Origin of the sequence: Roseovarius amoyensis, from assembly GCF_003260265.1 — a bacterium.
GTDB lineage: Bacteria > Pseudomonadota > Alphaproteobacteria > Rhodobacterales > Rhodobacteraceae > Roseovarius > Roseovarius amoyensis.
In genome coordinates this window covers 1-24067 of the sequence record NZ_QITQ01000035.1, presented here as the reverse complement: position 1 = coordinate 24067, position 24067 = coordinate 1, and the positions used below count along the sequence as shown (strand labels likewise).

Annotated in this window: 26 protein-coding genes, 3 pseudogenes, 1 riboswitch and 1 other annotated feature; of the genes and pseudogenes, 26 read left to right on the top strand and 3 right to left on the bottom strand. The window is 57.9% G+C overall.

The features are described 5' to 3' along the window. Nucleotides 1-113: 113 nt before the first annotated feature. The 12 genes and pseudogenes from DL899_RS20255 to DL899_RS17630 form a co-directional block, all read left to right on the top strand. Nucleotides 114-302: pseudogene (locus DL899_RS20255) on the top strand (transposase); the annotation flags it as partial. 11 nt (nucleotides 303-313) lie between these two features. Next, on the top strand, nucleotides 314-529 hold the full coding sequence (locus tag DL899_RS17685) for a transposase (protein ID WP_162685635.1): 216 nt from the start codon (nucleotides 314-316) through the stop codon (nucleotides 527-529). 453 nt (nucleotides 530-982) lie between these two features. Further along, nucleotides 983-2218 (top strand): pyridoxal phosphate-dependent aminotransferase, encoded by a 1236-nt coding sequence (locus DL899_RS17680; RefSeq protein WP_111735669.1) that lies wholly within the window; start codon nucleotides 983-985, stop codon nucleotides 2216-2218. A gap of 16 nt (nucleotides 2219-2234) precedes the next feature. After that, entirely contained in the window at nucleotides 2235-3464 is a 1230-nt protein-coding gene (locus DL899_RS17675) for a CaiB/BaiF CoA transferase family protein (protein ID WP_111735668.1), read from the top strand. Beyond that, the gene (locus DL899_RS17670; RefSeq protein ID WP_111735667.1) at nucleotides 3461-4657 is read left to right on the top strand and encodes an acyl-CoA dehydrogenase family protein; all 1197 of its coding nucleotides are present in this window, start codon (nucleotides 3461-3463) and stop codon (nucleotides 4655-4657) included. Before DL899_RS17675 ends, DL899_RS17670 begins: the two co-directional genes overlap by 4 nt. Nucleotides 4658-4669: 12 nt before the next feature. Continuing rightward, nucleotides 4670-5563, top strand: a complete 894-nt coding sequence (locus DL899_RS17665; protein ID WP_162685634.1) for an HpcH/HpaI aldolase/citrate lyase family protein — start codon at nucleotides 4670-4672, stop codon at nucleotides 5561-5563. Next, nucleotides 5560-6063, top strand: a complete 504-nt coding sequence (locus tag DL899_RS17660) for a MaoC family dehydratase (RefSeq protein WP_111735665.1) — start codon at nucleotides 5560-5562, stop codon at nucleotides 6061-6063. Before DL899_RS17665 ends, DL899_RS17660 begins: the two co-directional genes overlap by 4 nt. Before the next feature lie 3 nt (nucleotides 6064-6066). Then, nucleotides 6067-7404 carry an NAD(P)/FAD-dependent oxidoreductase gene (locus DL899_RS17655; protein WP_111735664.1) on the top strand — a complete coding sequence of 446 codons (1338 nt, stop codon included), beginning with the start codon at nucleotides 6067-6069 and terminating at the stop codon, nucleotides 7402-7404. 161 nt (nucleotides 7405-7565) lie between these two features. Then, nucleotides 7566-8588 (top strand): ABC transporter substrate-binding protein, encoded by a 1023-nt coding sequence (locus DL899_RS17650; protein ID WP_111735663.1) that lies wholly within the window; start codon nucleotides 7566-7568, stop codon nucleotides 8586-8588. A 55-nt stretch (nucleotides 8589-8643) separates the two neighbouring features. Next, nucleotides 8644-9534 carry an ABC transporter permease gene (locus DL899_RS17645; RefSeq protein ID WP_111735662.1) on the top strand — a complete coding sequence of 297 codons (891 nt, stop codon included), beginning with the start codon at nucleotides 8644-8646 and terminating at the stop codon, nucleotides 9532-9534. Next, nucleotides 9531-10346 carry an ABC transporter ATP-binding protein gene (locus DL899_RS17640; RefSeq protein ID WP_111735661.1) on the top strand — a complete coding sequence of 272 codons (816 nt, stop codon included), beginning with the start codon at nucleotides 9531-9533 and terminating at the stop codon, nucleotides 10344-10346. Before DL899_RS17645 ends, DL899_RS17640 begins: the two co-directional genes overlap by 4 nt. A 289-nt stretch (nucleotides 10347-10635) precedes the next feature. Continuing rightward, the gene (locus tag DL899_RS17630; RefSeq protein WP_111735660.1) at nucleotides 10636-11343 is read left to right on the top strand and encodes an IS6 family transposase; all 708 of its coding nucleotides are present in this window, start codon (nucleotides 10636-10638) and stop codon (nucleotides 11341-11343) included. 235 nt (nucleotides 11344-11578) lie between these two features. Here the strand turns inward: DL899_RS17630 and DL899_RS17625 are convergent, their stop codons facing one another. After that, nucleotides 11579-12250: a GntR family transcriptional regulator gene (locus DL899_RS17625; RefSeq protein ID WP_111735659.1), complete on the bottom strand. Its 672-nt coding sequence runs from the start codon at nucleotides 12248-12250 to the stop codon at nucleotides 11579-11581. 128 nt (nucleotides 12251-12378) lie between these two features. Between DL899_RS17625 and DL899_RS17620 the strand changes: the two genes are divergently transcribed. The 13 genes from DL899_RS17620 (at nucleotide 12379) to DL899_RS17560 (ending at nucleotide 22731) form a co-directional block, all read left to right on the top strand. Further along, on the top strand, nucleotides 12379-13224 hold the full coding sequence (locus DL899_RS17620) for a fumarylacetoacetate hydrolase family protein (protein ID WP_111735658.1): 846 nt from the start codon (nucleotides 12379-12381) through the stop codon (nucleotides 13222-13224). Nucleotides 13225-13507: 283 nt separating this feature from the next. Further along, nucleotides 13508-14440, top strand: a complete 933-nt coding sequence (locus DL899_RS17615; RefSeq protein ID WP_111735657.1) for an IS5 family transposase — start codon at nucleotides 13508-13510, stop codon at nucleotides 14438-14440. Nucleotides 14441-14626: 186 nt separating this feature from the next. Beyond that, nucleotides 14627-14730, top strand: a riboswitch (TPP riboswitch). A 58-nt stretch (nucleotides 14731-14788) separates the two neighbouring features. Continuing rightward, complete coding sequence (gene thiD, locus DL899_RS17610) at nucleotides 14789-15568, top strand: bifunctional hydroxymethylpyrimidine kinase/phosphomethylpyrimidine kinase (RefSeq protein WP_111735656.1); 780 nt, start codon at nucleotides 14789-14791, stop codon at nucleotides 15566-15568. Further along, nucleotides 15565-16545 (top strand): FAD-dependent oxidoreductase, encoded by a 981-nt coding sequence (locus tag DL899_RS17605; RefSeq protein ID WP_111735655.1) that lies wholly within the window; start codon nucleotides 15565-15567, stop codon nucleotides 16543-16545. Before thiD ends, DL899_RS17605 begins: the two co-directional genes overlap by 4 nt. Next, complete coding sequence (gene thiS / locus DL899_RS17600; protein ID WP_111735654.1) at nucleotides 16523-16720, top strand: sulfur carrier protein ThiS; 198 nt, start codon at nucleotides 16523-16525, stop codon at nucleotides 16718-16720. Before DL899_RS17605 ends, thiS begins: the two co-directional genes overlap by 23 nt. 1 nt (nucleotide 16721) lies before the next feature. Next, a complete protein-coding gene (locus tag DL899_RS17595) occupies nucleotides 16722-17492 on the top strand; it encodes a thiazole synthase (RefSeq protein WP_111735653.1) in 771 nt (256 codons plus the stop codon). After that, entirely contained in the window at nucleotides 17489-18085 is a 597-nt protein-coding gene (locus tag DL899_RS17590) for a thiamine phosphate synthase (RefSeq protein ID WP_111735652.1), read from the top strand. The genes DL899_RS17595 and DL899_RS17590 overlap by 4 nt, the downstream gene beginning before the upstream one ends. After that, nucleotides 18082-19038, top strand: a complete 957-nt coding sequence (locus DL899_RS17585) for a HesA/MoeB/ThiF family protein (RefSeq protein ID WP_111735651.1) — start codon at nucleotides 18082-18084, stop codon at nucleotides 19036-19038. Before DL899_RS17590 ends, DL899_RS17585 begins: the two co-directional genes overlap by 4 nt. Nucleotides 19039-19048: 10 nt before the next feature. Further along, entirely contained in the window at nucleotides 19049-19984 is a 936-nt protein-coding gene (locus DL899_RS17580; protein WP_111735650.1) for an ABC transporter substrate-binding protein, read from the top strand. After that, nucleotides 19981-20649, top strand: a complete 669-nt coding sequence (gene tenA, locus DL899_RS17575; RefSeq protein WP_111735649.1) for a thiaminase II — start codon at nucleotides 19981-19983, stop codon at nucleotides 20647-20649. The genes DL899_RS17580 and tenA overlap by 4 nt, the downstream gene beginning before the upstream one ends. A 14-nt stretch (nucleotides 20650-20663) precedes the next feature. After that, entirely contained in the window at nucleotides 20664-21347 is a 684-nt protein-coding gene (locus DL899_RS17570) for an ABC transporter ATP-binding protein (RefSeq protein WP_111735648.1), read from the top strand. Next, nucleotides 21344-21997: a TenA family protein gene (locus tag DL899_RS17565; protein WP_111735647.1), complete on the top strand. Its 654-nt coding sequence runs from the start codon at nucleotides 21344-21346 to the stop codon at nucleotides 21995-21997. Before DL899_RS17570 ends, DL899_RS17565 begins: the two co-directional genes overlap by 4 nt. Next, the gene (locus tag DL899_RS17560) at nucleotides 21994-22731 is read left to right on the top strand and encodes an ABC transporter permease (RefSeq protein ID WP_111735646.1); all 738 of its coding nucleotides are present in this window, start codon (nucleotides 21994-21996) and stop codon (nucleotides 22729-22731) included. Before DL899_RS17565 ends, DL899_RS17560 begins: the two co-directional genes overlap by 4 nt. A gap of 85 nt (nucleotides 22732-22816) precedes the next feature. Here DL899_RS17560 and DL899_RS17555 read toward each other — a convergent pair. Further along, nucleotides 22817-23272: pseudogene (locus DL899_RS17555) on the bottom strand (IS6 family transposase); the annotation flags it as partial. A 50-nt stretch (nucleotides 23273-23322) separates the two neighbouring features. Here DL899_RS17555 and DL899_RS19950 point away from each other — a divergent pair. Then, nucleotides 23323-23831 (top strand): annotated as a pseudogene (locus DL899_RS19950) (transposase); the annotation flags it as partial. Then, nucleotides 23604-23720: a sequence feature (AL1L pseudoknot), on the top strand. (Overlaps the previous pseudogene by 117 nt.) A gap of 39 nt (nucleotides 23832-23870) precedes the next feature. Here DL899_RS19950 and DL899_RS17545 read toward each other — a convergent pair. Further along, a partial coding sequence (locus DL899_RS17545) for an integrase core domain-containing protein (protein WP_162685459.1) occupies nucleotides 23871-24067 on the bottom strand: 197 nt, incomplete at its 5' end.

Below are 24067 nucleotides of genomic sequence, written 5' to 3'. Positions count from 1 at the left end.
ATGCGCAACCTATTGCCGCGCATCGGTTTCATCGACGAAACATCCTTGAAAACGAACATGGCAAAGACCACCGGATGGTCTGAAAAAGGCGCGCGCCTGATCGACCATGCACCATTCGGCCACTGGACACCCAGACCTTCATCGCCGCCCTGCGCCACGATCGCCTGGATGCGCCCTGGGTCATCGAGGGCGCGATGAACCGCGAGTTGTTCGAGCTTTATGTCGAGACCCAGCTCGTTCCGACTCTGCAGCCGGGTGACGCGATCATCCTCGACAACCTGTCATCCCACAAAAGCCCAGGGCCGCAGAGGCCATGCGTGCCGTCGGGGCATGGTTTCTCTTTCTGCCCCCATACAGCCCCGATCTCAATCCAATCGAAATGGCCTTCGCCAAACCCAAGACTCTTATCCGGCGAGCCGCCGCGCGGACCTACGATGACCTCTGGCGCGCGGTCGGTCACGTCTGTGATCTCTTCACTGACGAGGAATGCTACAACTTCTTCAAGGCTGCAGGCTATGAAACCGATTAGACGCAACCCGCTCTAAAGCTTGGCAACCGGTCAAAATTCAGGACTACCTCTAACCGCCTGCCCGATGGCTGAATTGCTCCGGCAGCTCTGTCTTGAGGCCGATGTAAGGAACAGCTCTTGAGGCGTTGTATGGCGTCAGACAGCGTGGGCACTGGTGTGATCAAGGCGCATGTGGGTGGGCATGATCACGCGTCAATACGGTCTGCACGATATGCCCCTGTGCGTCGCGAGTCTGGATGATGTGTTCGGTGAGCGGGATACAGCTTGTCCTGTTCGCCAACCCCGGTAAGATTTGGAAACATTTCATATAAAGTCGGATTATCTGTTCTCAAAAGATGGAAACACAAATATTTTGCTGTAAATTTATTGATGAAACGTTTCTTGACATCCGAAATGATTCTATCTACCGTCTTAAAAAGATGAAGACACCAATTCCGAGGGGAGATCGAAGGGATGGCTGAATCTGATAAGAAAGCGCAGGGCAATCGCTCGCTCAAGGCGGCGCGTCTCGCGCAGATCAAGCCCTCACCTACAGTTTCGCTGTTCGGGCGCGTTGCGGAGCTCCGGGGCATGGGTCGCGACATTGTCGGTTTGGTCGCTGGCGAGCCTGACTTTGACACGCCCGACAACATTAAGGGTGCTGCAATCGAGGCGATCCAGAGGGGAGAGACGAAATATACCGCGGTTGACGGCACGCCAGATCTGAAGCGTGCCATTCAGGCCAAGTTCAAGCGCGAGAACGGGCTTGACTACGGGCTGGACCAGATCAGCGTTGGTGTTGGCGGGAAGCACGTCATTTTCAACGCGCTGCTGGCCACCCTGTCACCCGGCGACGAGGTGGTCATTCCCGCCCCCTACTGGGTGTCCTATCCAGAGATGGTCACGCTTTGCGACGGCGTTCCCGTCATCGTTTCCAGCGACCCGGCGCGCGGGTTCAAGCTGGATCCGGAAAAGCTCGAAGCGGCGATCACTCCGAAAACCAAATGGGTTATCCTTAACTCGCCTACAAACCCTACGGGTGCTGCCTATACGCGCGAAGAGCTTGAGCAGGTTACAGCTGTCTTGTTGCGTTATCCCAATGTCATGGTCCTGGCCGACGACATCTATGAGCACCTGATCTATGACGATTTTGTCTTTACCACGCCTGCGCAGATCGAGCCCCGGCTCTACGATCGAACGCTGACCGTAAACGGTGTGTCCAAAACCTATTGCATGACCGGATGGCGGATCGGCTATGCAGGCGGGCCCAAAGAGCTGATCCAGGCAATGGCGTCGGTGCAGTCGCATTCGACAACAAATGCCGCCTCAATCTCACAGGCTGCGGCAGTCGAGGCGCTCAATGGGCCGCAGGATTTCATCGCCCATAATCGTGCGGCGTTCGACCGTCGGCGGAGAATGGTCGTCGAACGGCTGAATGCGATCGACGGGTTGTCATGTCAGATGCCTGAAGGCGCCTTCTACGTCTATCCGTCCTGCGAAGGGGTTATCGGGCGACGCCGACCCGATGGACAAGTAATCGAAACCGACCAGGACTACGTACTCTATCTGCTCGAAGATGCGGGGGTTGGCTCGGTCTTTGGGGGAGCTTTCGGTATGTCGCCATATTTCAGGCTATCTTATGCCGCGTCAGACGACGTGCTACGCGACGCCTGCGACCGTATCGCGCAAACTACAGCAAAGCTGCGCTGACTGGCTGGATGATATAATGACCGGGTCCAAACCCTTCGCCCTGCCGGTAGACTTGCCCCTTGACGGTGTCGTCGTTGTGGAAATCTGCCACAGCATGTCAGGTCCGTTTGCTGGTAGCATTTTGGCGCAACTCGGCGCCAGGCTCATCAAGGTCGAAAACCGCGAGCATGGCGATCATGCCCGCGGTTGGGGCCCGCCTTTCTGGCACGGCTCCGCAGCGGCATTCCAGGCAATGAACCGTGACAAAGAGAGCGTCACCGTCAATCTGCGCGACCCGAACGAGCGAGCAGGGTTACGTCAGTTTATCCTTGAGCATGCGGATGTTGTGGTCCAGAACCTCCGGCCGGGTTCACTTGCAGAGGGCGATTTCTCGGGTAGTGATTTCCGGGTGGAAAAGCCTGCACTTATCTATTGCAATCTAGGGGCTTTTGGGGCCCGTGGACCGCTTTCGTCGGCCCCCGGATACGATCCGCTGATGCAGGCCTTTGGCGGCATTATGAGTGTAACCGGCGAAGCCGAGGGCGGCCCGGTCCGCGTCGGTCCTGCAATTATTGATCTTGGTACCGGAATGTGGTCGGCGCTGGGGATCATTGCTGCACTGTTCCGGCGCAAGCAGACCGGTACCGGATGTATTGTTGATACTTCGTTGTTTGAAACGGCCCTTTCATGGATGTCGGTCCAGATTGCAGGCTATTTAGCCTCCGGGGATATCCGCAAACCCATGGGCTCGGCAATTCCTGAGATTGTACCGCATCAGGCGTTCCGGGCCAAAGACGGCTACATCATGATTGCTGCCGGGAACGACAAGCTGTTTGCATCGTTTTGCAAAGCTCTGGGGGCGGAAGACCTCGCGACGGAGGCCGCATACGCTATGAATGAAGGTCGGGTGCGGAACAGAGATATACTGATTCCACTACTGGAAAAGTTGGTTAATTCCTGGGGACGAGAAGACCTGTCAGAAGCGCTGAACAACGCTGGCGTACCAAACTCGCCCATCCAGTCGATCGATGAGGTCGTAGCGCATCCACAGACCGTTGCGCTGGATATCATCCAGGAGTGTCCGGATATTGACCTACGGCTTGTCGGGCTGCCGATTTCATTCGATGGAATACGTCCGTCGTTCCGAAAGCGCGCTCCCGCCTTGGGAGAGCACAGTCACTGCATTGCCAATTCCGCAAAACCCGAAGTCGAAGCCGAACCACAGACGGCGAGGGACACAAAGACATTGGGGCCGAACGCACAATGACTGCAGCTGCTAAATCCGTTGAAAAGACACATGCCATTGATGTCGGGGAAGATTATCCCGAATTGCGGACGGCGATCCGGCGGATCTGCGCTGACTATCCCGGTTCCTATTGGCGAGATCTTGAGAAAGAAGACGCCTATCCATCAAAATTCGTGAATGAATTGTCGCGCCAAGGGTATCTCTCTGCCTTGATCCCGGATCAGTATGGTGGTGTGGGGCTGCCGCTGCGGGCGGCTGCGGTCATCCTTCAGGAAATTAATGCGAGCGGCTGTACTGCCAGCCCGTGTCACGCGCAGATGTATATAATGGGCACTTTGCTGCGGCACGGCAGTGAAGAACAAAAGCACCGCTTTCTACCTGCGATCGCTAGCGGTGAGTTGCGCCTGCAAGCTTTTGGCGTGACCGAACCGACCAGCGGTTCCGACACGACCAGTCTGAAGACACGGGCCGTCCGTCGTGGTGACCGATATGTGATCAACGGCCAGAAGGTCTGGATTTCTCGTGCCCTCCATTCCGATCTGCTGCTGCTTTTGGTTCGCACCACACCGCTAGACCAAGTGAGCCGCAGAACCCAGGGGCTGTCGGTGCTGCTGGTCGACATGCGGGAGGCGCGCGGCAACGGGCTTGAGACCCGTCACTTGCCCGCAATGATCAATCACGGGACGACTGAGCTCTTTTTCGATGATCTCGAAGTGCCGGTGGAAAATCTCATCGGGGAAGAAGGAAAAGGCTTCCAATACATCCTCGACGGTATGAACGCCGAGCGGATACTGGTCGGCACCGAAGCTCTGGGAGACGGTTACTGGTGCCTTGAACAGGCTGTCAACTATGCCGGGAACCGCAAGGTTTTCAGTAGGTCGATCGGAAGCAATCAGGGCGTGCAGTTTCCGATCGCGCGTAGCCATATTGAATTAGAGGCGGCTGATCTGATGTGCCGGAAGGCGGCGGCGCTGTACCAGGCCGGTGCCGATGCAGGGGCCGCAGCAAATATGGCGAAGTTACTTGCTTCGGAGGCGGCGTTCCGGGCCGCAGATGTTGCGATGCAAACCCATGGCGGTTTCGGTTTCGCCAAGGAGTACGGCATAGAGCGGAAATGGCGCGAAGCTCGACTGTACCAGATTGCTCCGGTTTCGACAAACCTGATCCTGTCCTACATCGCCCAGCATGTCCTTGGCATGGATCGTTCCTATTAAATGAGGTTTGAAATGTTTCGCTTGCGTTCGTGGATGTTTGTACCAGGTAACTCTCTGAAAATGATAACAAAGTCATTTGGTCTGGATCTCGACGTTGCGATGCTGGACGTTGAGGATGGGGTCGTTCCCGAGCTGAAAGCAGAGGCGCGGACGCTGGTGGCAGAGGCACTCGCATGGCCCAAAGAGCGCGTGAATCCTCTTCGCTACGTGCGGGTTAACGCAATTGATACCGGAGAATTGCAGGCCGATCTCGATGCCGTGGTTGTCCCCGGGCTTGATGGCATCGTGTTGCCAAAGACCGAAACAATCGAAAACGTCCATCAAGTGGCGGCGATGCTCGACGATCTGGAAGAGCAACGAGGAATGCCATCGGGCGGCGTAAAGGTGGTCCTTGCCCTTGAATCGGCAAAGGCGCTCATTGCCGCACCGCAGCTCGCGACCGCATCTTCCCGTGTGGCTGGTCTGTGTTTTGGAGCCGAGGATTACAGCAAGGATCTGGGGCTTTCGGTGGTTCGCACGGGCGTTGCCCGCGACTTCACCTATGCCCGCTCTGCAATTGTAGTAGCTGCCACCGCAGCGCGGATTGCTTCGATCGATGGGGTCTGGCCCGAACTGAGCGATTCCGAGGGGCTGCATGGGGATTCAGTTGTGGCCCGAGATCTTGGCTTCACCGGCAAATCGATGATTCATCCCGGACAGCTGGCAATAATCAACCAGGTCTTTAGCCCGACAGCTGACGAGATTGCCTATGCAGAGGATCTGATCGCAGATTTCAAATTAGCTTCGAGAGAGGGACGCGGCAGCATCTCCTTCCGGGGGCAACTTGTTGATCTGCCGATCTATGAGCGCGCGCTTCGAACTATAGCCGCTGGTACGCGGTCAAAGCAGATGGAGAAGTCAAAATGACGGTAAAGTCGGGATGGACCGGCCGCTTCTTTGAGGATTTCGAGGTTGGTGATATCTACAGATCACGCATTGGACGTACCGTCATTGAGGCAGACAACGTCCTGTTCACGTTGATGAGTAACAACACCAACCAGATCCATTTCAACACGGACTACGCCAAGCGTACCGGTTTTGACCGGCCGTTGATTAACTCGATCGTCACACTGGCGGTGGTCGCCGGCCTAGGTGTCGCCGATATCAGCGAGAACGGATTTGCCTTGGGCTGGGACGGTATCAGATTGCCCAACCCGGTCTTCGCCGGTGATACGCTCTATTCGGAATCCGAGGTGATTTCAGTTCGTGCTTCGTCGTCGCGTCCCGAACAGGGGATTGTCAAGGTGCGAACCCGTGGGCTGAACCAGGATGGCGTTGTCGTCATCGACTACGAACGAAGTGTCATGGTCTGGCGCCGCGCACACGCTCCGCTGAACAATGTCTTCCCCGATCGGAAGGATGGCTGAGCCATGCCTTACGAGCCAATGAATGATGACTCGGCGATGCCAAGAACGGCATATATGCCCGATGCCCCCCCGTTTCTTACGGAAGGGAAGTTCAGCGGTTCGGACAAGGTTGATGTCGTTGTTATCGGTGGCGGACTGACAGGTGTAACAGCGGCGTATCATGCATCGAGAGCGGGTGCGAAGGTGCGTCTTCTTGAGGCGAACGGCGTCGGATGGGGAGCGTCAGGGCGAAATTTCGGGCAGATCACCCCCTATTTGCGACGAGAGCCTGCGGAAGTTTGCTCCATACTGGGATGCGAGGCGGGCGAACGGCTTATATCTGGCGCAGCCGAAGGCCCTGATCAGATGTTCGATCTGATCCGTGAACACAATATCGATTGTGAAGCGACCATGACTGGCCTGATCTATGCCGCGCATACCCGGAAAGCAATGGCGAAACTGGCGGATCGTCGCGATTTTTGGAGGGCCCGGGGCGCGGATCTGCAAATCCTTGGCCCAGAGGCGGCGCGCAAACGGATTGGTGGCGGCAATTACGTCGGTGCGGCGTTGGACCCGCGCGGCGGAACGGTTAACCCGTTGAGATATTGCCGCGGTCTCGCCCGGGTCTCGCAGGATATCGGCGTCGGTATCAATGGCCAAAGCAGAGTGACGGGGATTGAGCAGCACGGCAACGGCTGGCGCGTGCGAACCGAATGCGGCGATGTCCGGGCGGACAAGGTGCTAAGTTGCACGGACAGTTATGGCGGATCGCTCTGGCCACAGTTGAAGCGGGCAATGATCAATTTGCGCGGTTATCAGCTGGCAGGCCGTCCTGAAAAACCTGACCTGCTCAAGGATGTTCTGCCCGGCGGTCAATCCATGACCGACAGCAGCAAGTTGATGTCGGGAGTGCGCAAGGTGCTGGGCGGACAACTGCTCGTCAGTGCTACCGTTGCCGTGGCCGGAGCCGAAAGGGCCATATCCACCCGGCGCGCCACGGCCAGAATTGAGGACCTGTTTCCTGCACTTGGGAGAATCCGATGGGAAATGACCTGGAGCGGGATAGTTGGAATGACATGGGATGAGTTGCCGCGGGTGATCGAACCGGAACCGGGTCTGCTAATCGGTTACGGATTCAGCGGTCGGGGAGTCGCGCTGTCAGGTGTAATGGGGCGTGAGCTCGCGCATCGTGCGGCTGGAGAGTCCACACATGACCCGGTGTTTCCGGGGCAGCGCGGGCGGGATTATCCGCATATCCCATCGGCACATGCAGCCGCCACGGGTTTGCTGTGCCTTTACCGCCTTCAGGATGCGGCCGAGGCTGCCAAACGCAAGTTCTCATTCGGCAGGGTGCGGCAATGATACTCCGCTTCTTGTGCGGCCAACGTAGACCATGAAGCACAAACCCACGCAAAAATGCGGGCTAACGATGGAGGTCGGGCAGATTCAGAAGCTTCTACAGCGAGTTTCGTATGTGAATCGACTGAATTAACAACCATAAACGTAAACAGAGAGGAACCAACATGATTTCCGAAATGAAAAAAATCAGGAAGACCGGGCGAGGCACCGCCCGACGGTTAGGTTCGGGATTTGCCCTCGCGCTTTCCTGCCTTGCATCCGGTACGCTCGCCATTGCAGACGAGCCGACCGAACTGAAGTTCGGCGGTTCGGCGACCTGGCTCGGACAAGTGCCGATCATGGTCGCGATCGACAATGGCTATTTCGAGGAAGAGGGAATTAAAGTCGAGTTCGTCCCCATCGGTAGCTCGTATGACCGGCTCTCTGCGCTGACCAGCGGTTCGATCGACTTTTCCAACCTGGGTCGCGTTGCGGTAATCTCGGAAATGGCACGTGGAAATGATGCCTTCTACAATGTCGCAAATGTTGATGATTCACCCGGCAATGAGGGCTGTTGGGCGCGCCCGGGCGTCGAAACAATTGCAGATATGCGCGGTCGGAAAGTCGCTGCAAATTCCTCGGCCGAGATCACGATGACACTTCTGTTGGCAACCGAGGATATGACGCAGAGTGATGTCGAGCTCTTCAATATCGGGGGGACCGAGATGGCGCCGGCTCTGGCGCGTGGCGATGTTGACGTCGCCTGTATTTGGCAGCCTCTGCTCGACGGCCTGAAGGCCGCGGTGCCGGACGGCAGGCTTATCGGTACGGACAAGGATACGTCGTTCTATGATGAGTTTGGCACAATGGCCGCGCCGGATATTGTCATCATGAGCCGAGCATTGGTGAACGACTCCCCGGAGATCGCGAACAAGGTGATCAAAGCGTTGTTCAAGGGCGCGGATTTCGCCAATAACAATCCCGAAGAAGCTGCCCAGGTCGTTTCGCATTACTTCAACAAGGATGCGGCTGATCTGATTGATTCTATTGACAAGTTTATGTACTTTGGGGGCGCGGACTGGGAGGCGCACATTGAGTTGCATAGCGGGCAAATGCAGGCGCTTGCTAATCTTCTGTATGACCTTGGCAAGATTGGTGCAAAGCCCGATGTGACGGAATGGACCAATACCGACTTTATTACTGATTAAAATTTGTGGCTGCGCGGCATGCCGCGCGCATTCAGCGACTGATAGGGTGGGTGAAATGGCAACGCTAGAAGAGAGACCAATTCTAACGGAGGCGACCGCCGTCGTACCGGAAAACCCGGATGGCAAGGACGAGCCCAGGGCAAGAAAGGTGTCGCGCCACAAGACGTTCAGGTCATGGAAAGCGACACCTGCCGTCACCTTGTTGATCGGTTTGTCATCGGTTGCCACTTTTCTTGGTGTCTGGGCAATGGTGACCGAACTGGGATGGGTTAAACCAGTCTTTTTACCGTCGCCTATGTCAGTGTTGGATCAGGGCATTCGCTTGGTCGAAACCGGAGATCTATGGGTGTCTGTCATAGCCTCTTCGACGCGGGTGTTCACGGGGTTTGGTCTGGCTGTTCTTTTTGCAGTACCGCTTGGCATCCTGATCGGTGTGTGGTGGCCAGCAAAGGCCATCATGGATCCGTTCATCTCATTGCTGCGACCGCTGCCGTCGATTACCTGGATACCGCTGTCCATCCTCTGGCTCGGGATCGGCGAGGCGCAGAAGATCGCGATCGTGTTTATGGGGTCCTGGGTCTACATCTTGCTTTATACCTATGAGAGCACCAAAAGGGTGGACCCTATCCTGATCCGTGCAGCCCGCAACCTGAGTGCCAATGATTTTGCTGTCATGCGTGAAGTGGTTTTGCCTGGGGCGCTTTCCGGCATTATTTCCGGGCTGAAGGTCACGCTGGCAATTTCCTGGTCCTGCGTCATCACCGCCGAGATGGTTGCCGCAAACAACGGTCTGGGTGCTCTTATCTGGCAGGCAAAAGACTGGGGGAACATGCCGCTCGTGCTTATGGGCATGGTTTGTATCTCGCTGACCGTGCTGGTGGCGGACTGGATCATGGTCCGGATCGAGCGACTTCTGTTGCCCTGGGAAAGGAACCTGAGAGAATGAAAGACGTGAAAAACAAGGCATCTATCCTATCGGCCCAGAATGTATTCAAGAGTTACAAGATTAGTGGCCAGAAAGATATTCTGGCGGTGGAGGATTTATCCCTCGACATCAATGAAGGGGAATTCATCTGTATCGTCGGCGCCTCCGGCTGTGGCAAGTCCACCCTGTTGAACATGTTCGCCGGCTTTATCTCTCCGACCAGTGGGCGGCTGCTGCTTCATGGCGAGCCCATCGTAGGGATCGAACCGCGTTGTGGCATGGTTTTCCAGAGCTATGCCTTACTCCCCTGGAAGACCGTGCGCGGGAATGTGGAATTCGGCCTGAAAATGAAGGGGGTATCGCCGAAGGTTCGACGTGAACGTGCGGAGTATTTCATTGATTTGGTCAATCTCGGTGCCTTTGCTGATCGCTATCCGTCTGAACTGTCGGGAGGGATGAGGCAGAGAGTCACTCTGGCGCGGATATTCGCTTCCGATCCGGAAGTACTGCTGATGGATGAACCCTTCGCTGCACTCGATGCGATGACCAGACAGGTGCTGCAGGAAGAATTGTTGCGAATTCATGAGGACCAGCGCAAGACGACTGTCTTTATTACCCACAATATCGATGAGGCACTGGTCCTTGCCGATCGTATCATCGTGTTGTCGTCGCGCCCAGGCCGGGTCAAGGCCATAGTGAAGAACACCTTGGCGCGGCCGCGACACATGACCGTGCAACTTTCGAAAGAATTTACAGAGTTGAAAAGTGAGATTTGGTCCTTTGTCGAGGACGAAGTTCGCAGGCATGGCAGCGTGACTCCAGAATACCCCTGAAGGAGCTGCTATTTGGGGGATGCCTGACACCTCCCTCAAAACCCATGCATGGGCGAGGCGCCGCGCCCAGGTAGTGTCAAGTAAACTGGCTTGAGCGGGTCCAGGTTGCGACGTAGCTTGTCGCCATGACAAAGCGCAGCCCTTTTCGTTGTTTCAGAACGAGCGCTGAAATCATCCGCTTGACAGTGATGCTGTACATCCGGTTTCCGCTCTCGCTGCGGAACGTGGAGGAGGTGGTGTCAAGGCGATGCAGCTTGCACTCCAACAGGGACCGCCATAGCCTGCCGGGATGAGCAAACCCAATTCTTTTCGCTATTTCCGAACCAGCCCCGAGGTCATCCGCCTTGCGGTCATGATGTACGTGCGTTTCCCGCTCTCGTTGCGCAACGTCGAGGACCTGCTGCACGAGCGCGGCATCGATGTCAGCCATGAATCCGTCCGGTTTTGGTGGATGCGGTTCGGTCCCCTGTTCGCCTCCGATATCCGCAAGACCAGGGTCCAGCGGATGCGCGCCTACTCGAACTGGCAGTGGCACCTCGACGAGGTCTTCGTGAAGATCAACGGCGAGACGTATTACATGTGGCGAGCCGTCGATCACGAGGGCGAGGTCCTCGAAGCCTTGGTCACCAAGCGCCGCGATTGCAAGGCGGCATTGAAATTCCTCAGGAAATTGATGAAACGTTACGGTCGTCCGGAACAGATCGTCACCGACAAGCTGCGCTCCTACGGCGCCGCCATGAAGGAGATCGGAAACGCCGATCGGCAGCAAACCGGGCGCTGGCTGAACAATCGTGCCGATAATTCCCACCTGCCCTTCCGACGACGAGAACGCGCCATGTCCCGCTTCCGGCGGATGCGAAACCTGCAGAAATTCGCCGCCGTCCATTCCTCCGTCTTCAACCATTTCAACCAGGAACGCAGTCTCTCCAGCCGGCACATCTTCAAGCGAAACAGCGCCGTCGCACTCGCCGAGTGGCGCGGTCTCTGCGCGGCATAAGGGACAGCGTCGCTGTCCTGACGGAGACCGGTTCGCATCCGTCTGACAGCACCCTCCATGGAGAAACTCCTTCCCTGTTCCGAAACAGGGACGGCTTCGCAGAAACCAAGGATCAGAAAAAGGTGGGGCCCACCCGCCGCCTACAGTTATCAGGGGGCAGAGCAGTCCAAGGTTGGGGCTCAGAGCAAGTTGGCGCAGACTCTACATCACGGTGAGGGATTTCGCGGGGGGCAGGTCAGAAATGAGACAGATTCAGTAACGCCCCCGCAGTGCGGGCGAGATGCTTTTCCATCAAACGTTTTGCGAGCATGGCGTCACGCGCCAGAACCGCTTCGGCGAGGTCACTATGTTCTTGCTGAATGTCTCTATCCGTTCCGGCTAGCGCGACCGAAACTGAACGGTATCGTTCACTCTGCCACCATAGCTGTTCACGAAGGCGCAAGAACCAATTCGAAGGGCAGGCCGCGACCAGGCTGAAGTGGAAGTCGTAATGCGCTGCCCGCCAACGTGTTCCGAAAGGCTCGAGACCCTCGACCTGCTCGTCTTTTGAAATCCTTGAGAGACGATGGGATGCGCCCAAGATTGTTGCTTCCCAAGAGTAGTCTCCAGCTCCAATCGCCAATTCTAGGCAGTCGTTTTCAATGTGTGTGCGCACATGTGTCAGGTCCTGCAACTCGTCTTGCGAGACCGGCGCCACTCGGTAACCTTTTTGGGGTTCTGCCACTGCGAATCCCTCTGCGGCCAAGCGCGACAGCGCCTCGCGGATGCCTGCCGCGCTGACGCCCTGCGCCCTCGCAATCTCGGCAATCTTGAGTTTGGTACCGGGCTTGATGCGGCCAGAGATCAGGTCGGCTCGCAACCGCTCGTAGGCCGATTGGTAGAGGCTGGCAGCAGGATGGCTCGTCATGCAGTAATCGGTAGCATGCGGATTAGAACTTAGGAAGATGCTTAAGAATACTCAAAAAAACGATATTTGGATTGAATATCGGTTTTGTCTGGGTATGGTGCCACCAGCATGAAAGAGGGTTGGCGAACATGAAGCTGGCAACAATTGATATTGATGGGAAAATTGGCATCGCCGCGACGGACGATGTGGAGTTCAAATGCCTGCTGCAGGGGCAGGCGGAATTCCCGGGTACACTCGATGAGCTGCTCGCAGTCGGTGCCGATCTTGATGCGGTGGCGCGGACGGTTCTGAAGGGGGCGCCGTTGCACGATGGTACCGTGTTCCTGCCGCCGGTTCGTCGCCCCGGGAAAATCATCTGTGTCGGTCTGAACTACGTCGATCATGCGCACGAACTGAACCTCGAAATTCCCGACTACCCCACGATTTTCACCCGTTTTTTCACCAGCCTGATTGGCCACGAAAATAGTATCGTGAAACCTGGCTGCTCTGAGCAGTTGGATTTCGAAGCGGAGCTTGCGTTCGTTATTGGCCGGTCCGGTCGCAATGTATCCAAGGCGGATGCGCTGTCGTATGTTTCCGGCTACTCCTGTTTCAATGATGCCACTCTTCGGGATTACCAGTTTCGCACTACCCAATGGACGATTGGCAAGAACTTCGATCAAACCGGTGCCTTCGGACCCGCTTTGACCTTGTCGAGCGCGCTGCCATCCGGGGCGAGTGGTCTCAACATCGTCGGTCGCCTGAACGGCGAGGTTGTTCAGGCGTCGAATACCGATGCGCTGATTTTCGATGTGCCGTCACTCGTATCATTGCTTAGCGAGGTCATGACGTTGGAACCTGGCGATGTGGTGATTACCGGCACGCCTGCTGGGGTGGGGGCCTCGCGCAACCCCAAGCTGTTCATGATGCCGGGCGATGTCTTTGAGGTCGAGATTGACCAGATCGGGATGTTGAGGAATGCCATTGTAGGTTAGGGGGGTGCCCTGAAATTGGTGATGCGATCCATTTCCAGCGATGGCTTGAGGTAACGTGAGCCAGGTTTGCCTCGGGAACGGGCATGCGGTCACGCTTCTCTGGGCCGGCAGCTCGGAGGGGCACGATGAGGACGATGTAGGCGAAGATTCCTGTCATCGTGAGCTCGGCATGCCGCGATTCCGGTGAAAACGGGGTCCGGCAGCGTTTCCCTGTTCCGCCGGCTTTGTTGCACAAATGGCGTCAGGGATTCATCTCACGAATCCAGCATGATAGGCGGGAGGCATGAGCAGATGGACCACCACGAAGTACAAGACCACCAACTGGTCGTCCTACAATGACAGCCTGAAGCGGCGCGGATCGCTGTCGATCTGGTTCGATCCCGAGATGGTCTGGGTGCCGCCGCCGAATGGCAAACGCGGTCGACAACAGCAGTTCAACGATGCCGCAATCCAGACCGGTCTGACCTTGAAGGTGCTTTTCGGGATGCCGCTCAGGCAGACAACCGGGTTCGTGCAGAACTTGCTTCGACTCGTTGGTCTGGATTGGGCGGTCCCGGACTTCAGCACCTTGTGTCGCCGCCAAAGAACTCTGAACGTGAGCCTGCCGTATCGTGGCGGCAGTGGCCCTCTGAACCTTTTGATCGACAGCACCGGTATCAAATTCGAGGGCGAAGGTGAGTGGAATGCTCGCAAGCATGGTGGCCCCAAACGTCGCATCTGGCGCAAGATACACATAGGTATCGACGAAGAAACGCTGGAGGTTCGGGCCGTCGAGGTCACGACAAGCAATTTCGGAGACGCCCCCATCTTGCCAGAGTTGCTCGACCAAATTGCGGCCGATCAGGACATCAGGTCAGTGACCGCCGACGGTGCCTATGACACCCGCAAATGCCATGACGCGATTGCTGCACGTGGCGCTCATGCAGTCATCCCGCCGCGCAAGAACGCCAAACCTTGGAAACCCACCAGCGCAGGAGCCATCGCCCGGAACGAGGCCGTTAACGCCTCGCGATACCTGGGCCGCGCGATCTGGCGACGATGGAGCGGATACCACCGACGTAGTCGCGTCGAGACCAAAATGCACTGCGTGAAACTACTGGGCCAATCCTTGATGGCGCAGGACTTCGACCGACAGGTCGCCGAAATCCAAGTCCGCGTCGCCGTGCTCAATCGCTACACCGCTCTCGGCATACCTGCCACAGAGGTCGTAGCATAAATGTGTCCGGAGAAAGGGGTAGTCCGCCCAGTCCCGGATTTGTGCAACAAAGCCTGTCGCGTGGCTAAAATCCTATTGTTGCGGCCTATTACCTTCATCAAAGTTCAATTTCGGAAACATTCAGAAAAGGTCGCCTGAGATCATTTATCCATTTGACGCGTCAGCGCGAACAATCTAACGATAGGATTACAACTGTTGGGGTGCCCCTATCCGGGCTGAGATGCACAAGCTGCGAACCCATTGAACCTGAACCGGTTAGGACCGGCGGAGGGAACAGCTCGCGGACCTCAACTTCGCATTGGCCTTTCCTCTTTGCCATCCGGATCCTTGAAACCAAGGGGCTGCGCCATGGTGGCTAACGCGTTAACAATTGCCGGGTCCGACTCCGGCGGTGGAGCTGGCATTCAGGCGGACCTCAAGGCGTTTTCGGCGGTGGGCGTGTATGGGGCATCGGTGATCACGGCGGTGACCGCGCAGAACACGCAGGCGGTGACGGCCATTCATCCAATCCCCGATGACATCATCGCCGCACAGATCAAGGCTGTTCTAGAGGACATCCAGATTGACGCGATCAAGATCGGAATGCTCGGGACTCCGTCGCTGATCGTAGCGGTGGCAGATGCGCTGGCGGGCTATGATGGCCCGATTGTGCTGGATCCTGTGATGGTTGCCAAATCAGGCGATACGCTGCTGGCCGATAGCGCGATTGACGAATTGAAGTCTTTGCTGTTCAGCCGCGCGACCCTGCTGACACCCAACTTGCCTGAAGCGGCGAAACTGGTTGGCGAGGGCAGCACGCAGACGCAAGCAAACGCCCTTCTGGAACTTGGCGCCGGTGCAGTTTTGATGAAAGGTGGACATGCAGACGGAGAGACCTGCACTGATCATCTTATCTCGCCAACAGGAACGCAGGACTTTTCGGCCCCACGTATGAACACCCGCAACACCCACGGCACAGGATGTTCCTATTCCTCGGCCATCGCTGCGGGCTTAGCGCAGGGCATGGCGTTGAGCGATGCAGTATCGCGTGCGCACAGGTGGCTACACCAAGCGATCTTGCATGCCGATGAATTGCACGTTGGACAAGGCCACGGACCCGTTCACCACTTTCACGCGCTTTGGAAATGAGCGGCCCTTTTACCATCATTGGTGGCGGTGTGTGTGGCCTTGTCATGGCTGCAGAACTGTCGTCACGCGGCGCACAGGTCACGGTCATTGATCCCAAAGGCGCGCCCGGCGATCATGCTTGCTCTTGGTGGGCCGGCGGCATGCTGGCGCCCGATTGCGAAGGGGTGAGTGCAGAGCCCGAGATCGTGCGCCAAGGCCGCAAAGCTGCAAGATGGTGGGAAAGCCAAGGCGGGACTGTGCATCATGAGGGTACGCTTGTTGTCGCACTTAGTCGCGATCAAAGCGATCTGGCAACCTTTGCGCGCCGTGCTCCGACCGCAACCCACCTGAACAAAACCCAGATCGCCGCCATTGAATCGCATCTGGCTGAACGCTATTCAAAGGCGCTGTTTCTGGCAGACGAGGGGCATCTTGATCCGCGCGCGACTCTGACAGCGCTGCATGCGCGGCTGGATCAAAGGGGCGTATGTTTTGGCGGTGACATCAAGGGTCAGGTGATTGACTGCCGTGGCCTTGCTGCGCGTGATACACTCACAGATCTGCGCGGCGTGAAGGGCGAGATGCTTGTAGTCCGCTGCCCCGACGTGACGTTGTCGCGCCCTGTCCGGCTGCTTCACCCGCGGTTTCCGCTTTATATCGTGCCCCGTGGCGACGGTGTTTTTATGTTGGGCGCGACCCAGATCGAAACCGGCGAACGCGGTCGCGCCACCGTGCGATCCGTGATGGAGCTGATGAATGCCGCCTATGCCCTGCACCCCGCTTTTGGGGAGGCAGAGCTGTTGGAAATCGGCGTTGATGCGCGCCCTGCCTTTCCCGACAACCAACCGCGTATCCGGCGGATTGGTGATGTGATTTACGCAAATGGCCTGTTTCGGCACGGTTTTCTGCTTGCGCCTGCATTGTCGCAGATGACGGCGGACCTGTTGCTAAAGGGCAAGATACCAGAGGTTTGGTATGAAGATCATCGTGAACGGTGAAGCACAAGAGACCAGTTCGTCCACGCTGGCGGCGCTGCTGGACGACATTGGAAAGGGCGAGGCCAAGGTGGCCACCTCGGTCAATGAGGCGTTCGTGTCCAAGCACCAGCGCGCAAGCCACACTCTGCAAGATGGCGATCGCGTCGAAATCGTCGCCCCCCGGCAAGGAGGATAACATGCCCACGTTCTACGGCACCGAAGTTACATCGCGGCTGATGTTAGGCACTGCGCAATACCCGTCGCCTGCTATTTTGGCGGATGCCTTTCGCCGCTCTGGCGCGGGGATCGCCACGGTCTCTGTGCGCCGCGAGGCTGGCGGAGATCAGGCGGGGCAGGATTTCTGGGCGTTGATTCGCAAACTGGGCGTTGCTCTCATGCCCAACACCGCAGGCTGTTATTCGGTGCGCGAGGCCGTAACCACAGCACAGATGGCGCGCGAGCTGTTCGACACCAACTGGATCAAGCTTGAGGTCATCGGCCATGCCGACACTTTGCAACCTGATCCCTTCGGTCTGGTCGAAGCCGCCGCACAGCTGGCAGAGGACGGGTTTGAGGTGTTCCCCTATTGCACGGAAGATCTGGTGTTATGTGAGCGGCTGGTTGAGGTCGGCTGTAAGGTTTTGATGCCGTGGGGCGCGCCCATCGGCACAGGAATGGGCCTGAAAAATATTTACGGCTTGCGCAGCGTGCGGGCACATTTTCCCGACATTCCTTTGGTCGTTGATGCGGGTCTGGGCCTGCCGTCGCACGCGGCTCAGGCGATGGAGTTGGGCTATGACGCCGTCCTCTTGAACACCGCTGTGGCAAAAGCAGGCGACCCTGCGGCGATGGCCCATGCGTTTGCCCTTGCGGTAGAGGCGGGCGCGTTGGCCGCTGGCGCAGATGCGATGGACGCCCGCGACATGGCAGCACCGTCAACACCTGTCTTTGGAAAGGCCATCCTATGACGTTGCCGCGCTTTTACCCGATCATTGATGATGTGGCTTGGCTGCGGCGCATGCTGCCTATAGGCGTCAAGCTTGTTCAGCTGCGCATCAAAGACCAGCCGCAGGACGCGCTGCGCGCTCAACTGTCCAAAGGCCGTAATCTATGTACTGCGCACGGTGCTGTGCTGGTGGTCAATGACCATTGGCAACTCGCTATTGAGCTGGGGTGTGACTGGGTCCATCTGGGCCAGGAGGACCTTGATAAGGCCGACGTTACTGCGATCCGTGCGGCGGGTCTCAGGCTTGGTATTTCGACCCATGACAAGGCCGAACTGGCCCGCGCACTGGCGTTGAAACCTGACTATATCGCGCTTGGGCCGATCTATCCGACGATCCTGAAAAAGATGAAATGGCACAAGCAGGGCGTTGAAAAACTGGGGCTTTGGAAAGAGCTCGTGGGCGATATCCCCCTCGTTGCGATTGGCGGGATGACCACTGCGCGCGCGTCCGGTGCATTTTCTGCGGGGGCCGATATCGTCGCGGCGGTCACGGATATTACGATGCATGATGATCCAGATGGCCGCGTCAAGGAGTGGCTTGAGGTCTGCGGATGAGCCGCTACGCCCGCCAAACTGCGGTGCTGGGGGATGGCGCGCAAGCCCGCCTTGCCGGCGCATCTGTGCTTGTCATCGGCGCGGGAGGTTTGGCCGCTCCTGTGATGCAATATCTGGTGGGCGCGGGTGTGGGCCATATCCGTATCGCGGATGCAGATGTTGTAAGCCTATCCAACCTGCACCGTCAGACGCTGTTTCGTGAGGCTTACATTGGCCGGCCCAAGGTCGACGCGATCGCGCAAACGATGGCTGCGCTGAACCCCGACACGATGGTTGACCCCGTCGGGCAGCGCGTCGATCCCGCCAACATTGCAGTACTTTGCGATGGCATGACCCTGATCTTCGATTGCGCCGACAGTTTTGCCGTGAGCTACATGGCGTCGGATCATTGTATTGCGACGCAGCAACCGCTGATCAGCGCCAGCGTGGTGGGCCGCGAGGGCTATGTCGGTGGCTTTTGCGGCGGGAAACCGGGCCTGCGCGCGGTTTTCCCGGACCTGCCGGATCAGCTTGGGTCGTGCGATGCCGACGGCGTGCTGGGGCCGAGTGTCGGTGTCATCGGCAGCCTTCAAGCGCAAATGGCGATCGCGATCCTGACGGGCGATGACCAAGGTTTGGGGCAGCTTGTGACCTACGATGCCCGCACGCTCAGGTTCGGCGGGTTCCGGTTTGACACAGCAGCTGACCCGGTGCCGAACCCAGCCTTCATCGCGCCAGGCGACATTGCCGAGTCTGATTTTCTGATCGATCTGCGCGCGCGTGATGAGCCGGGCCCGGACCTGCCACAAGCAACACGCCATACTGTGTCCGACTTTGGGCCACATGGCCCCACACCACATCAAAACCAACGCGCCGTTCTGGCCTGTAGGTCGGGCCTGCGCGCCTGGCAGGCGGCGGAGCGGCTTTCACAATACTGGCAGGGCGAGATCAAACTTCTCGCGCTCGGAGGGTAAGGAGACCCATTTGAAATATCTCATCACCGCAGCGGCGCTATGCGTCGCGACACCGGCCTTGGCGCAAGACAAGATCACCTTGTTGCTGGACTGGTTCATCAACCCCGATCACGGCCCCATCATTGTCGCCGAAGAGCTGGACTATTTCGCCAATCAAGGGCTTGAGGTCGAGATCATCCCCCCCGCCGATCCGTCCGCCCCGCCAAAACTGGTGGCGGCTGGCCAGGGCGATATTGCCGTCAGCTATCAACCCAGCCAGCATCTGCACGTGGCCGAAGGTTTGCCACTGGTCCGCGTGGGCACATTGGTGGCAACGCCGCTGAACTGCCTTTTGGTTCTCAAAGACGGTCCGATTCAAGAGATTAGCCAGCTCAAGGGCGGCACGATCGGTTTCTCAGTCGCGGGCGTCGAAGAGGCGGTTCTGAGCGCAATGCTGAATCGCCACGGCGTCACCCTAGAGGATGTCGAGATGGTCAATGTGAACTTCTCTCTCAGCCCGTCGTTGATGTCGGGTCAGGTTGATGCAGTCATCGGGGCCTACCGCAATTTTGAGCTGAACCAGATGGAGATCGAGGGCGTTGAGGGCCGGTGTTTCTATGTCGAGGAAGAAGACGTGCCGACCTATGACGAGCTGATCTATGTGGCAAATCCCGACCGGATGGACATAGACCAAACCCGCCGTTTCCTGCGCGCCACAGAACTGGCGACGCAATACATCGTAAACAATCCAGACGCCTCATGGGAGGTTTTCAAAGGCTACGCGCCTGAACTCGACGACGAATTGAACGCAAAGGCATGGGCCGATACGTGGCCCCGCTTTGCCCTGCGCCCCGAAGCGCTGGATGAAGGCCGCTATACACGATTTGAAGCGTTTCTTGCCGAGAGTGGTCTTGTAGAGGGCACGCGCCCTGTTTCGGCCCTTGCGGTCGATCTGGGGACAGAATGACCTACGGCACCACCTTCGCGGCTTGGCGGGATAACACCCCCGGCTGGCCCGCCTATACGCGCCATGCGTTTGTGCAAGGCTTGGGCGACGGCACGCTGCCGCACGCCGCCTTCCTGCATTATCTGAAACAGGACTACGTCTTTTTGATCCACTTTTCCCGCGCTTGGGCTTTGGCGATCACCAAGGCGGATACGGTTGCGGAAATGCGTTTGGCTGCGGCCACGGTGAACGGGTTGATCAACGAAGAAATCGCCCTGCACATCAAGACCTGCGCCACGATCGGCATCGACGAGGCCGCGCTGTTTGCCACGCAGGAAAGACAGGAAAATCTGGCCTACACCCGCTATGTACTCGATGCGGGCCATTCCGGTGATCTGCTCGATTTGCTGGCAGCCTTGGCGCCTTGCGTCATGGGGTACGGTGAAATCGGCAACCATTTGGCCACCGCCAGAACTTCGAACACCTACGCCGAGTGGATCAACACCTATGCCAGCGCCGATTATCAGCAGGTCTGCCACGATGTGGGCATGCTGATTGACGGGGCGATTGCACGGCGTATTGGCGATAACCCCACAGCCAGTCCCCGCTGGGCCAGCCTTCAGGCGCGGTTCGCAATGGCCACGCAACTGGAAGTCGGGTTTTGGAATATGGGGCTTGATCCGTGAATCAGCCCTTGCGAATGACAGGATCGGCGGCAATCGATGGCACCCCGATCTTTTCGCATCTGGACCTGACCCTGACACCGGATAGCTGGACCTGTCTTTTGGGGGCAAGTGGGGTGGGAAAATCCACGGTTCTGCGCCTCTTTGCAGGTCTGGCCGACGGCGTCACCTTTGACGGAGTTCTCTGCGCTCCCGGCCGCGTTGCCATGTTGGCGCAGCGGGATTTTCTCATGCCATGGCTGAGCGTGTTGGACAACGTCATACTTGGTGCGCGGTTGCGTGGCGAACACCCGGACCGGACCCTTGCACGCGACAGGCTGGCACAGGTCGGACTGGCGGATCATGTGGATAAATTACCCCTGAGCTTATCTGGTGGCCAACGGCAACGCGTGGCTTTGGCGCGCACCTTGATGGAAGACTGCGCAGTTGTATTGCTTGATGAACCGTTCTCGGCGCTCGACGCGCTGACCCGCGCGCAGATGCAGGAACTGACCGCAGAGCTGTTGAGGGGCCGCACCGTGCTGCTCGTGACCCATGATCCGAATGAGGCCGCACGATTGGGCCAGACGATCCTGATCATGACGCCATCGGGGCTGGTTGAAGTGACCGCCCCAAGCACACCAATCCCGCGGGATATACACGCAACAGACGTGCTGCGCGCGCAGACGGACCTATTTGATCACCTTCGGAGACCGATATGAGCGCCACCCAACACCTGCAATCGCTTGTCGCTGATGACTGGCACGCCACCACGCACCACCCATTCACCGATGCCTTGGCGGACGGGACCCTAAGCCGTGAAAAGATGGCCGGATATTTGCAACAGGACTACCAGTTTATCGAAGGATTTGTACGGCTTTTGGCATCAGCTGTGGCCCATGCGCCCACCTTGGCCGATGCCTTGCCGGGCGCGCAGTTTCTGGGCCTGATCTGCGGCCCGGAAAACACCTTTTTCCTGCGCGCCTTACAAGCGCTTGAGGTGCCACCGACTGCCCCACCCGCATCTGAGACCATCGCGTTCCAAAAGTTGATGGATCAGGCCCGACGGTCTGGGCGCTATGAGATCATGCTGTCGGTTCTCGTGGTTGCAGAGTGGACTTACCTTGATTGGGCCATCCCGTTTGAAGACCGCGCAGAGGAACTGCCGTTCTGGTTGGGCGAGTGGATTGCCCTTCATTCAGGCGACGGCTTTGCGCAAGTTGTCGCCTATTTGCGCGATCAACTGGATCGCGTTTGGGAAACGCTGGACGACGACGCCCGCGCGCGAGTCATCTCGACCTTCACTGAAGCGGTACGGCTGGAACGCGCGTTTTTTGATGCGTCCTGGGCTGCCTTTGCTGTCGCAAAATGACGGGTTGGCGGGCAGGAATCGCGGCGACATGTCTGGTGTTGGTGCTTTGGCAAACAGTGATCTGGACCACAGGTGTCGCCCGTTTCATCCTGCCGCCGCCCGCATTGGTCGCGCAAACAATCTGGGAAAACCGCGCACTGTTGGCAGAACACGCGGTCATCACAATGGCCGAAGTACTGATCGGCCTCGCCTTGGGTGCGGCCCTTGGGTTCGTTTCGGCCATCGCGCTGGTCGCATCGCCAACGGCACGCGCGCTGGTGCGGCCCATTCTGGTCTTCAGCCAAGCCGTTCCGGTGTTTGCATTGGCACCGATCTTGACCCTTTGGTTGGGCTTTGGTCTTTGGTCCAAAATCACGATGGCACTGATTATTATCTATTTCCCAGTTACGTCATCATTTTTCGACGCGCTCATGCGGACGAACCACGACTGGGTCGGTCTGGCCAAGGTGATGGGCGCAAACCCCGCGCGCATCATGTGGTATATCCGGGTGCCCGCGGCCCTGCCGGGCTTTGCATCCGGCCTACGGCTCGCGGCAGTCTACGCACCCATCGGTGCGATCATTGGCGAATGGGTTGGGGCCTCGAAGGGCTTGGGATATCTGATGCTGTTGGCCAATGGCCGGGCCAAGACGGACCTTATGTTTGCCGCTCTGATCGTGCTTGCTGTTCTGACGATCCTGCTGCACGCGGCGGTGAATAAACTTTGCGAAAAGACTTTAGATTGCGCAGAATAGCCTTGGTTGGCACAGATTGAAAGCCGCTTTCGGGAGCTGTCAGACCAATTCGAACCCGTCTCAGCAAGGGCAGGATGGCTGTCCCTTATGCCGCGCAGAGACCGCGCCACTCGGCGAGGGCGGCGGCGCGGTTTCGCTTGAAATTCGATCTGGAAGTGAGGCTGCGTTCCTGGTTGAAATGGTTGCATACCGAGGCGTGGACGGCGGCGAATTTCTGTAAACTTCGCATCCGCCGAAATCGCTGCATCGCCCGCTCTCGTCGTCGGAATGGCAGATGGGAATTTTCCGCCCGATTGTTGAGCCAGCGGCCGGTTTCCTGTCGATCGGCCGCCCCGATTTCCTTCAGCGCGGCCCAGTAGGAGCGTAGTTTGTCAGTGACGATCTTCTCCGGCTTCCCGTAACGCCGCATCGCTTTCTTCAAAAATTTAAGGGCCGCACGCTTGTCTCGTGTTTTCGTCACGAAGCTTTCGAGAACCTCACCCTCATGATCGACAGCCCGCCACAGATAGTGGCGTTCACCTTTGATCTTCACGAAGACTGAACCGCGCCGGGTTTGCCGGAGGCTCCAACTTTTGAGTAGGATGGAGCATCATGACAAAGACAACGAACAAGTATTCACCAGAAGTGCGCGAACGTGCCGTGCGGATGGTATTGGACGGCGCAGGGCAGCATGAAAGTCGTTGGTCGGCGATCCTGTCGATTTCATCGAAGATCGGTTGCGCGGCTCAGACGCTGAACGAATGGGTCAAGAAGGCCGAGGTCGATACTGGCCAGCGCGGCGGCATCACGACCGAGCAGGCCGAGAAGATGAAGGCCTTGGAGCGGGAAGTGCGCGAGCTCAAGCAAGCCAACGAGATCCTTCGCAAAGCGTCCGCATATTTTGCCCAGGCGGAGCTCGACCGCCCACTGAAACGATGATCCGGTTCATAGAGGACCACCGCACGGATCATGGGGTCGAGCCAATCTGTCGCGTACTGCCGATTGCTCCTGCCACGTTCCATGACCACCTGGCCAAGCGGGCGAACCCTGATCTTCTGTCGGATCGCGCCAAGCGTGACGAAGAACTGAAGCCCGAGATCGAGCGGGTATTTGAGGAAAACTGAGCTACTCCCCATCGGTTGGACAGGATCTGGCGTAATTCAAGCTACTCTTTGCATCTGCTGATCGGGGTTGGTTGTTTCATTTCTCTGCCAATAGACCACGGCTGGCGGTCTGCCGCCAAGGGCCGAGTGCGGGCGTTGGTGGTTGTAGAAGGTCATCCATTTCCGGATGCCCGCCTTTGCTTCCGACCCGGTCTCCCAGGCATGCAGGTAGACGCACTCGTATTTCAGGGTCC

Excerpts from the sequence above, each read along its gene's own strand:
- DL899_RS17615 (WP_111735657.1), top strand. The coding sequence starts at position 13,508 with ATGAGCAGATGGACCACCACGAAGTACAAGACCACCAACTGGTCGTCC.
- DL899_RS17660 (WP_111735665.1), top strand. The coding sequence starts at position 5,560 with ATGACGGTAAAGTCGGGATGGACCGGCCGCTTCTTTGAGGATTTCGAG.
- tenA (WP_111735649.1), top strand. The coding sequence starts at position 19,981 with ATGACCTACGGCACCACCTTCGCGGCTTGGCGGGATAACACCCCCGGC.
- DL899_RS17655 (WP_111735664.1), top strand. The coding sequence starts at position 6,067 with ATGCCTTACGAGCCAATGAATGATGACTCGGCGATGCCAAGAACGGCA.
- DL899_RS17560 (WP_111735646.1), top strand. The coding sequence starts at position 21,994 with ATGACGGGTTGGCGGGCAGGAATCGCGGCGACATGTCTGGTGTTGGTG.
- DL899_RS17680 (WP_111735669.1), top strand. The coding sequence starts at position 983 with ATGGCTGAATCTGATAAGAAAGCGCAGGGCAATCGCTCGCTCAAGGCG.
- DL899_RS17640 (WP_111735661.1), top strand. The coding sequence starts at position 9,531 with ATGAAAGACGTGAAAAACAAGGCATCTATCCTATCGGCCCAGAATGTA.
- DL899_RS17590 (WP_111735652.1), top strand. The coding sequence starts at position 17,489 with ATGACGTTGCCGCGCTTTTACCCGATCATTGATGATGTGGCTTGGCTG.
- DL899_RS17685 (WP_162685635.1), top strand. The coding sequence starts at position 314 with ATGCGTGCCGTCGGGGCATGGTTTCTCTTTCTGCCCCCATACAGCCCC.
- DL899_RS17565 (WP_111735647.1), top strand. The coding sequence starts at position 21,344 with ATGAGCGCCACCCAACACCTGCAATCGCTTGTCGCTGATGACTGGCAC.
- thiS (WP_111735654.1), top strand. The coding sequence starts at position 16,523 with ATGAAGATCATCGTGAACGGTGAAGCACAAGAGACCAGTTCGTCCACG.
- DL899_RS17675 (WP_111735668.1), top strand. The coding sequence starts at position 2,235 with ATGACCGGGTCCAAACCCTTCGCCCTGCCGGTAGACTTGCCCCTTGAC.
- DL899_RS17625 (WP_111735659.1), bottom strand. The coding sequence starts at position 12,250 with ATGACGAGCCATCCTGCTGCCAGCCTCTACCAATCGGCCTACGAGCGG.
- DL899_RS17620 (WP_111735658.1), top strand. The coding sequence starts at position 12,379 with ATGAAGCTGGCAACAATTGATATTGATGGGAAAATTGGCATCGCCGCG.
- DL899_RS17585 (WP_111735651.1), top strand. The coding sequence starts at position 18,082 with ATGAGCCGCTACGCCCGCCAAACTGCGGTGCTGGGGGATGGCGCGCAA.
- DL899_RS17670 (WP_111735667.1), top strand. The coding sequence starts at position 3,461 with ATGACTGCAGCTGCTAAATCCGTTGAAAAGACACATGCCATTGATGTC.
- DL899_RS17645 (WP_111735662.1), top strand. The coding sequence starts at position 8,644 with ATGGCAACGCTAGAAGAGAGACCAATTCTAACGGAGGCGACCGCCGTC.
- thiD (WP_111735656.1), top strand. The coding sequence starts at position 14,789 with ATGGTGGCTAACGCGTTAACAATTGCCGGGTCCGACTCCGGCGGTGGA.
- DL899_RS17570 (WP_111735648.1), top strand. The coding sequence starts at position 20,664 with ATGACAGGATCGGCGGCAATCGATGGCACCCCGATCTTTTCGCATCTG.
- DL899_RS17630 (WP_111735660.1), top strand. The coding sequence starts at position 10,636 with ATGAGCAAACCCAATTCTTTTCGCTATTTCCGAACCAGCCCCGAGGTC.
- DL899_RS17605 (WP_111735655.1), top strand. The coding sequence starts at position 15,565 with ATGAGCGGCCCTTTTACCATCATTGGTGGCGGTGTGTGTGGCCTTGTC.
- DL899_RS17595 (WP_111735653.1), top strand. The coding sequence starts at position 16,722 with ATGCCCACGTTCTACGGCACCGAAGTTACATCGCGGCTGATGTTAGGC.
- DL899_RS17650 (WP_111735663.1), top strand. The coding sequence starts at position 7,566 with ATGATTTCCGAAATGAAAAAAATCAGGAAGACCGGGCGAGGCACCGCC.
- DL899_RS17665 (WP_162685634.1), top strand. The coding sequence starts at position 4,670 with ATGTTTCGCTTGCGTTCGTGGATGTTTGTACCAGGTAACTCTCTGAAA.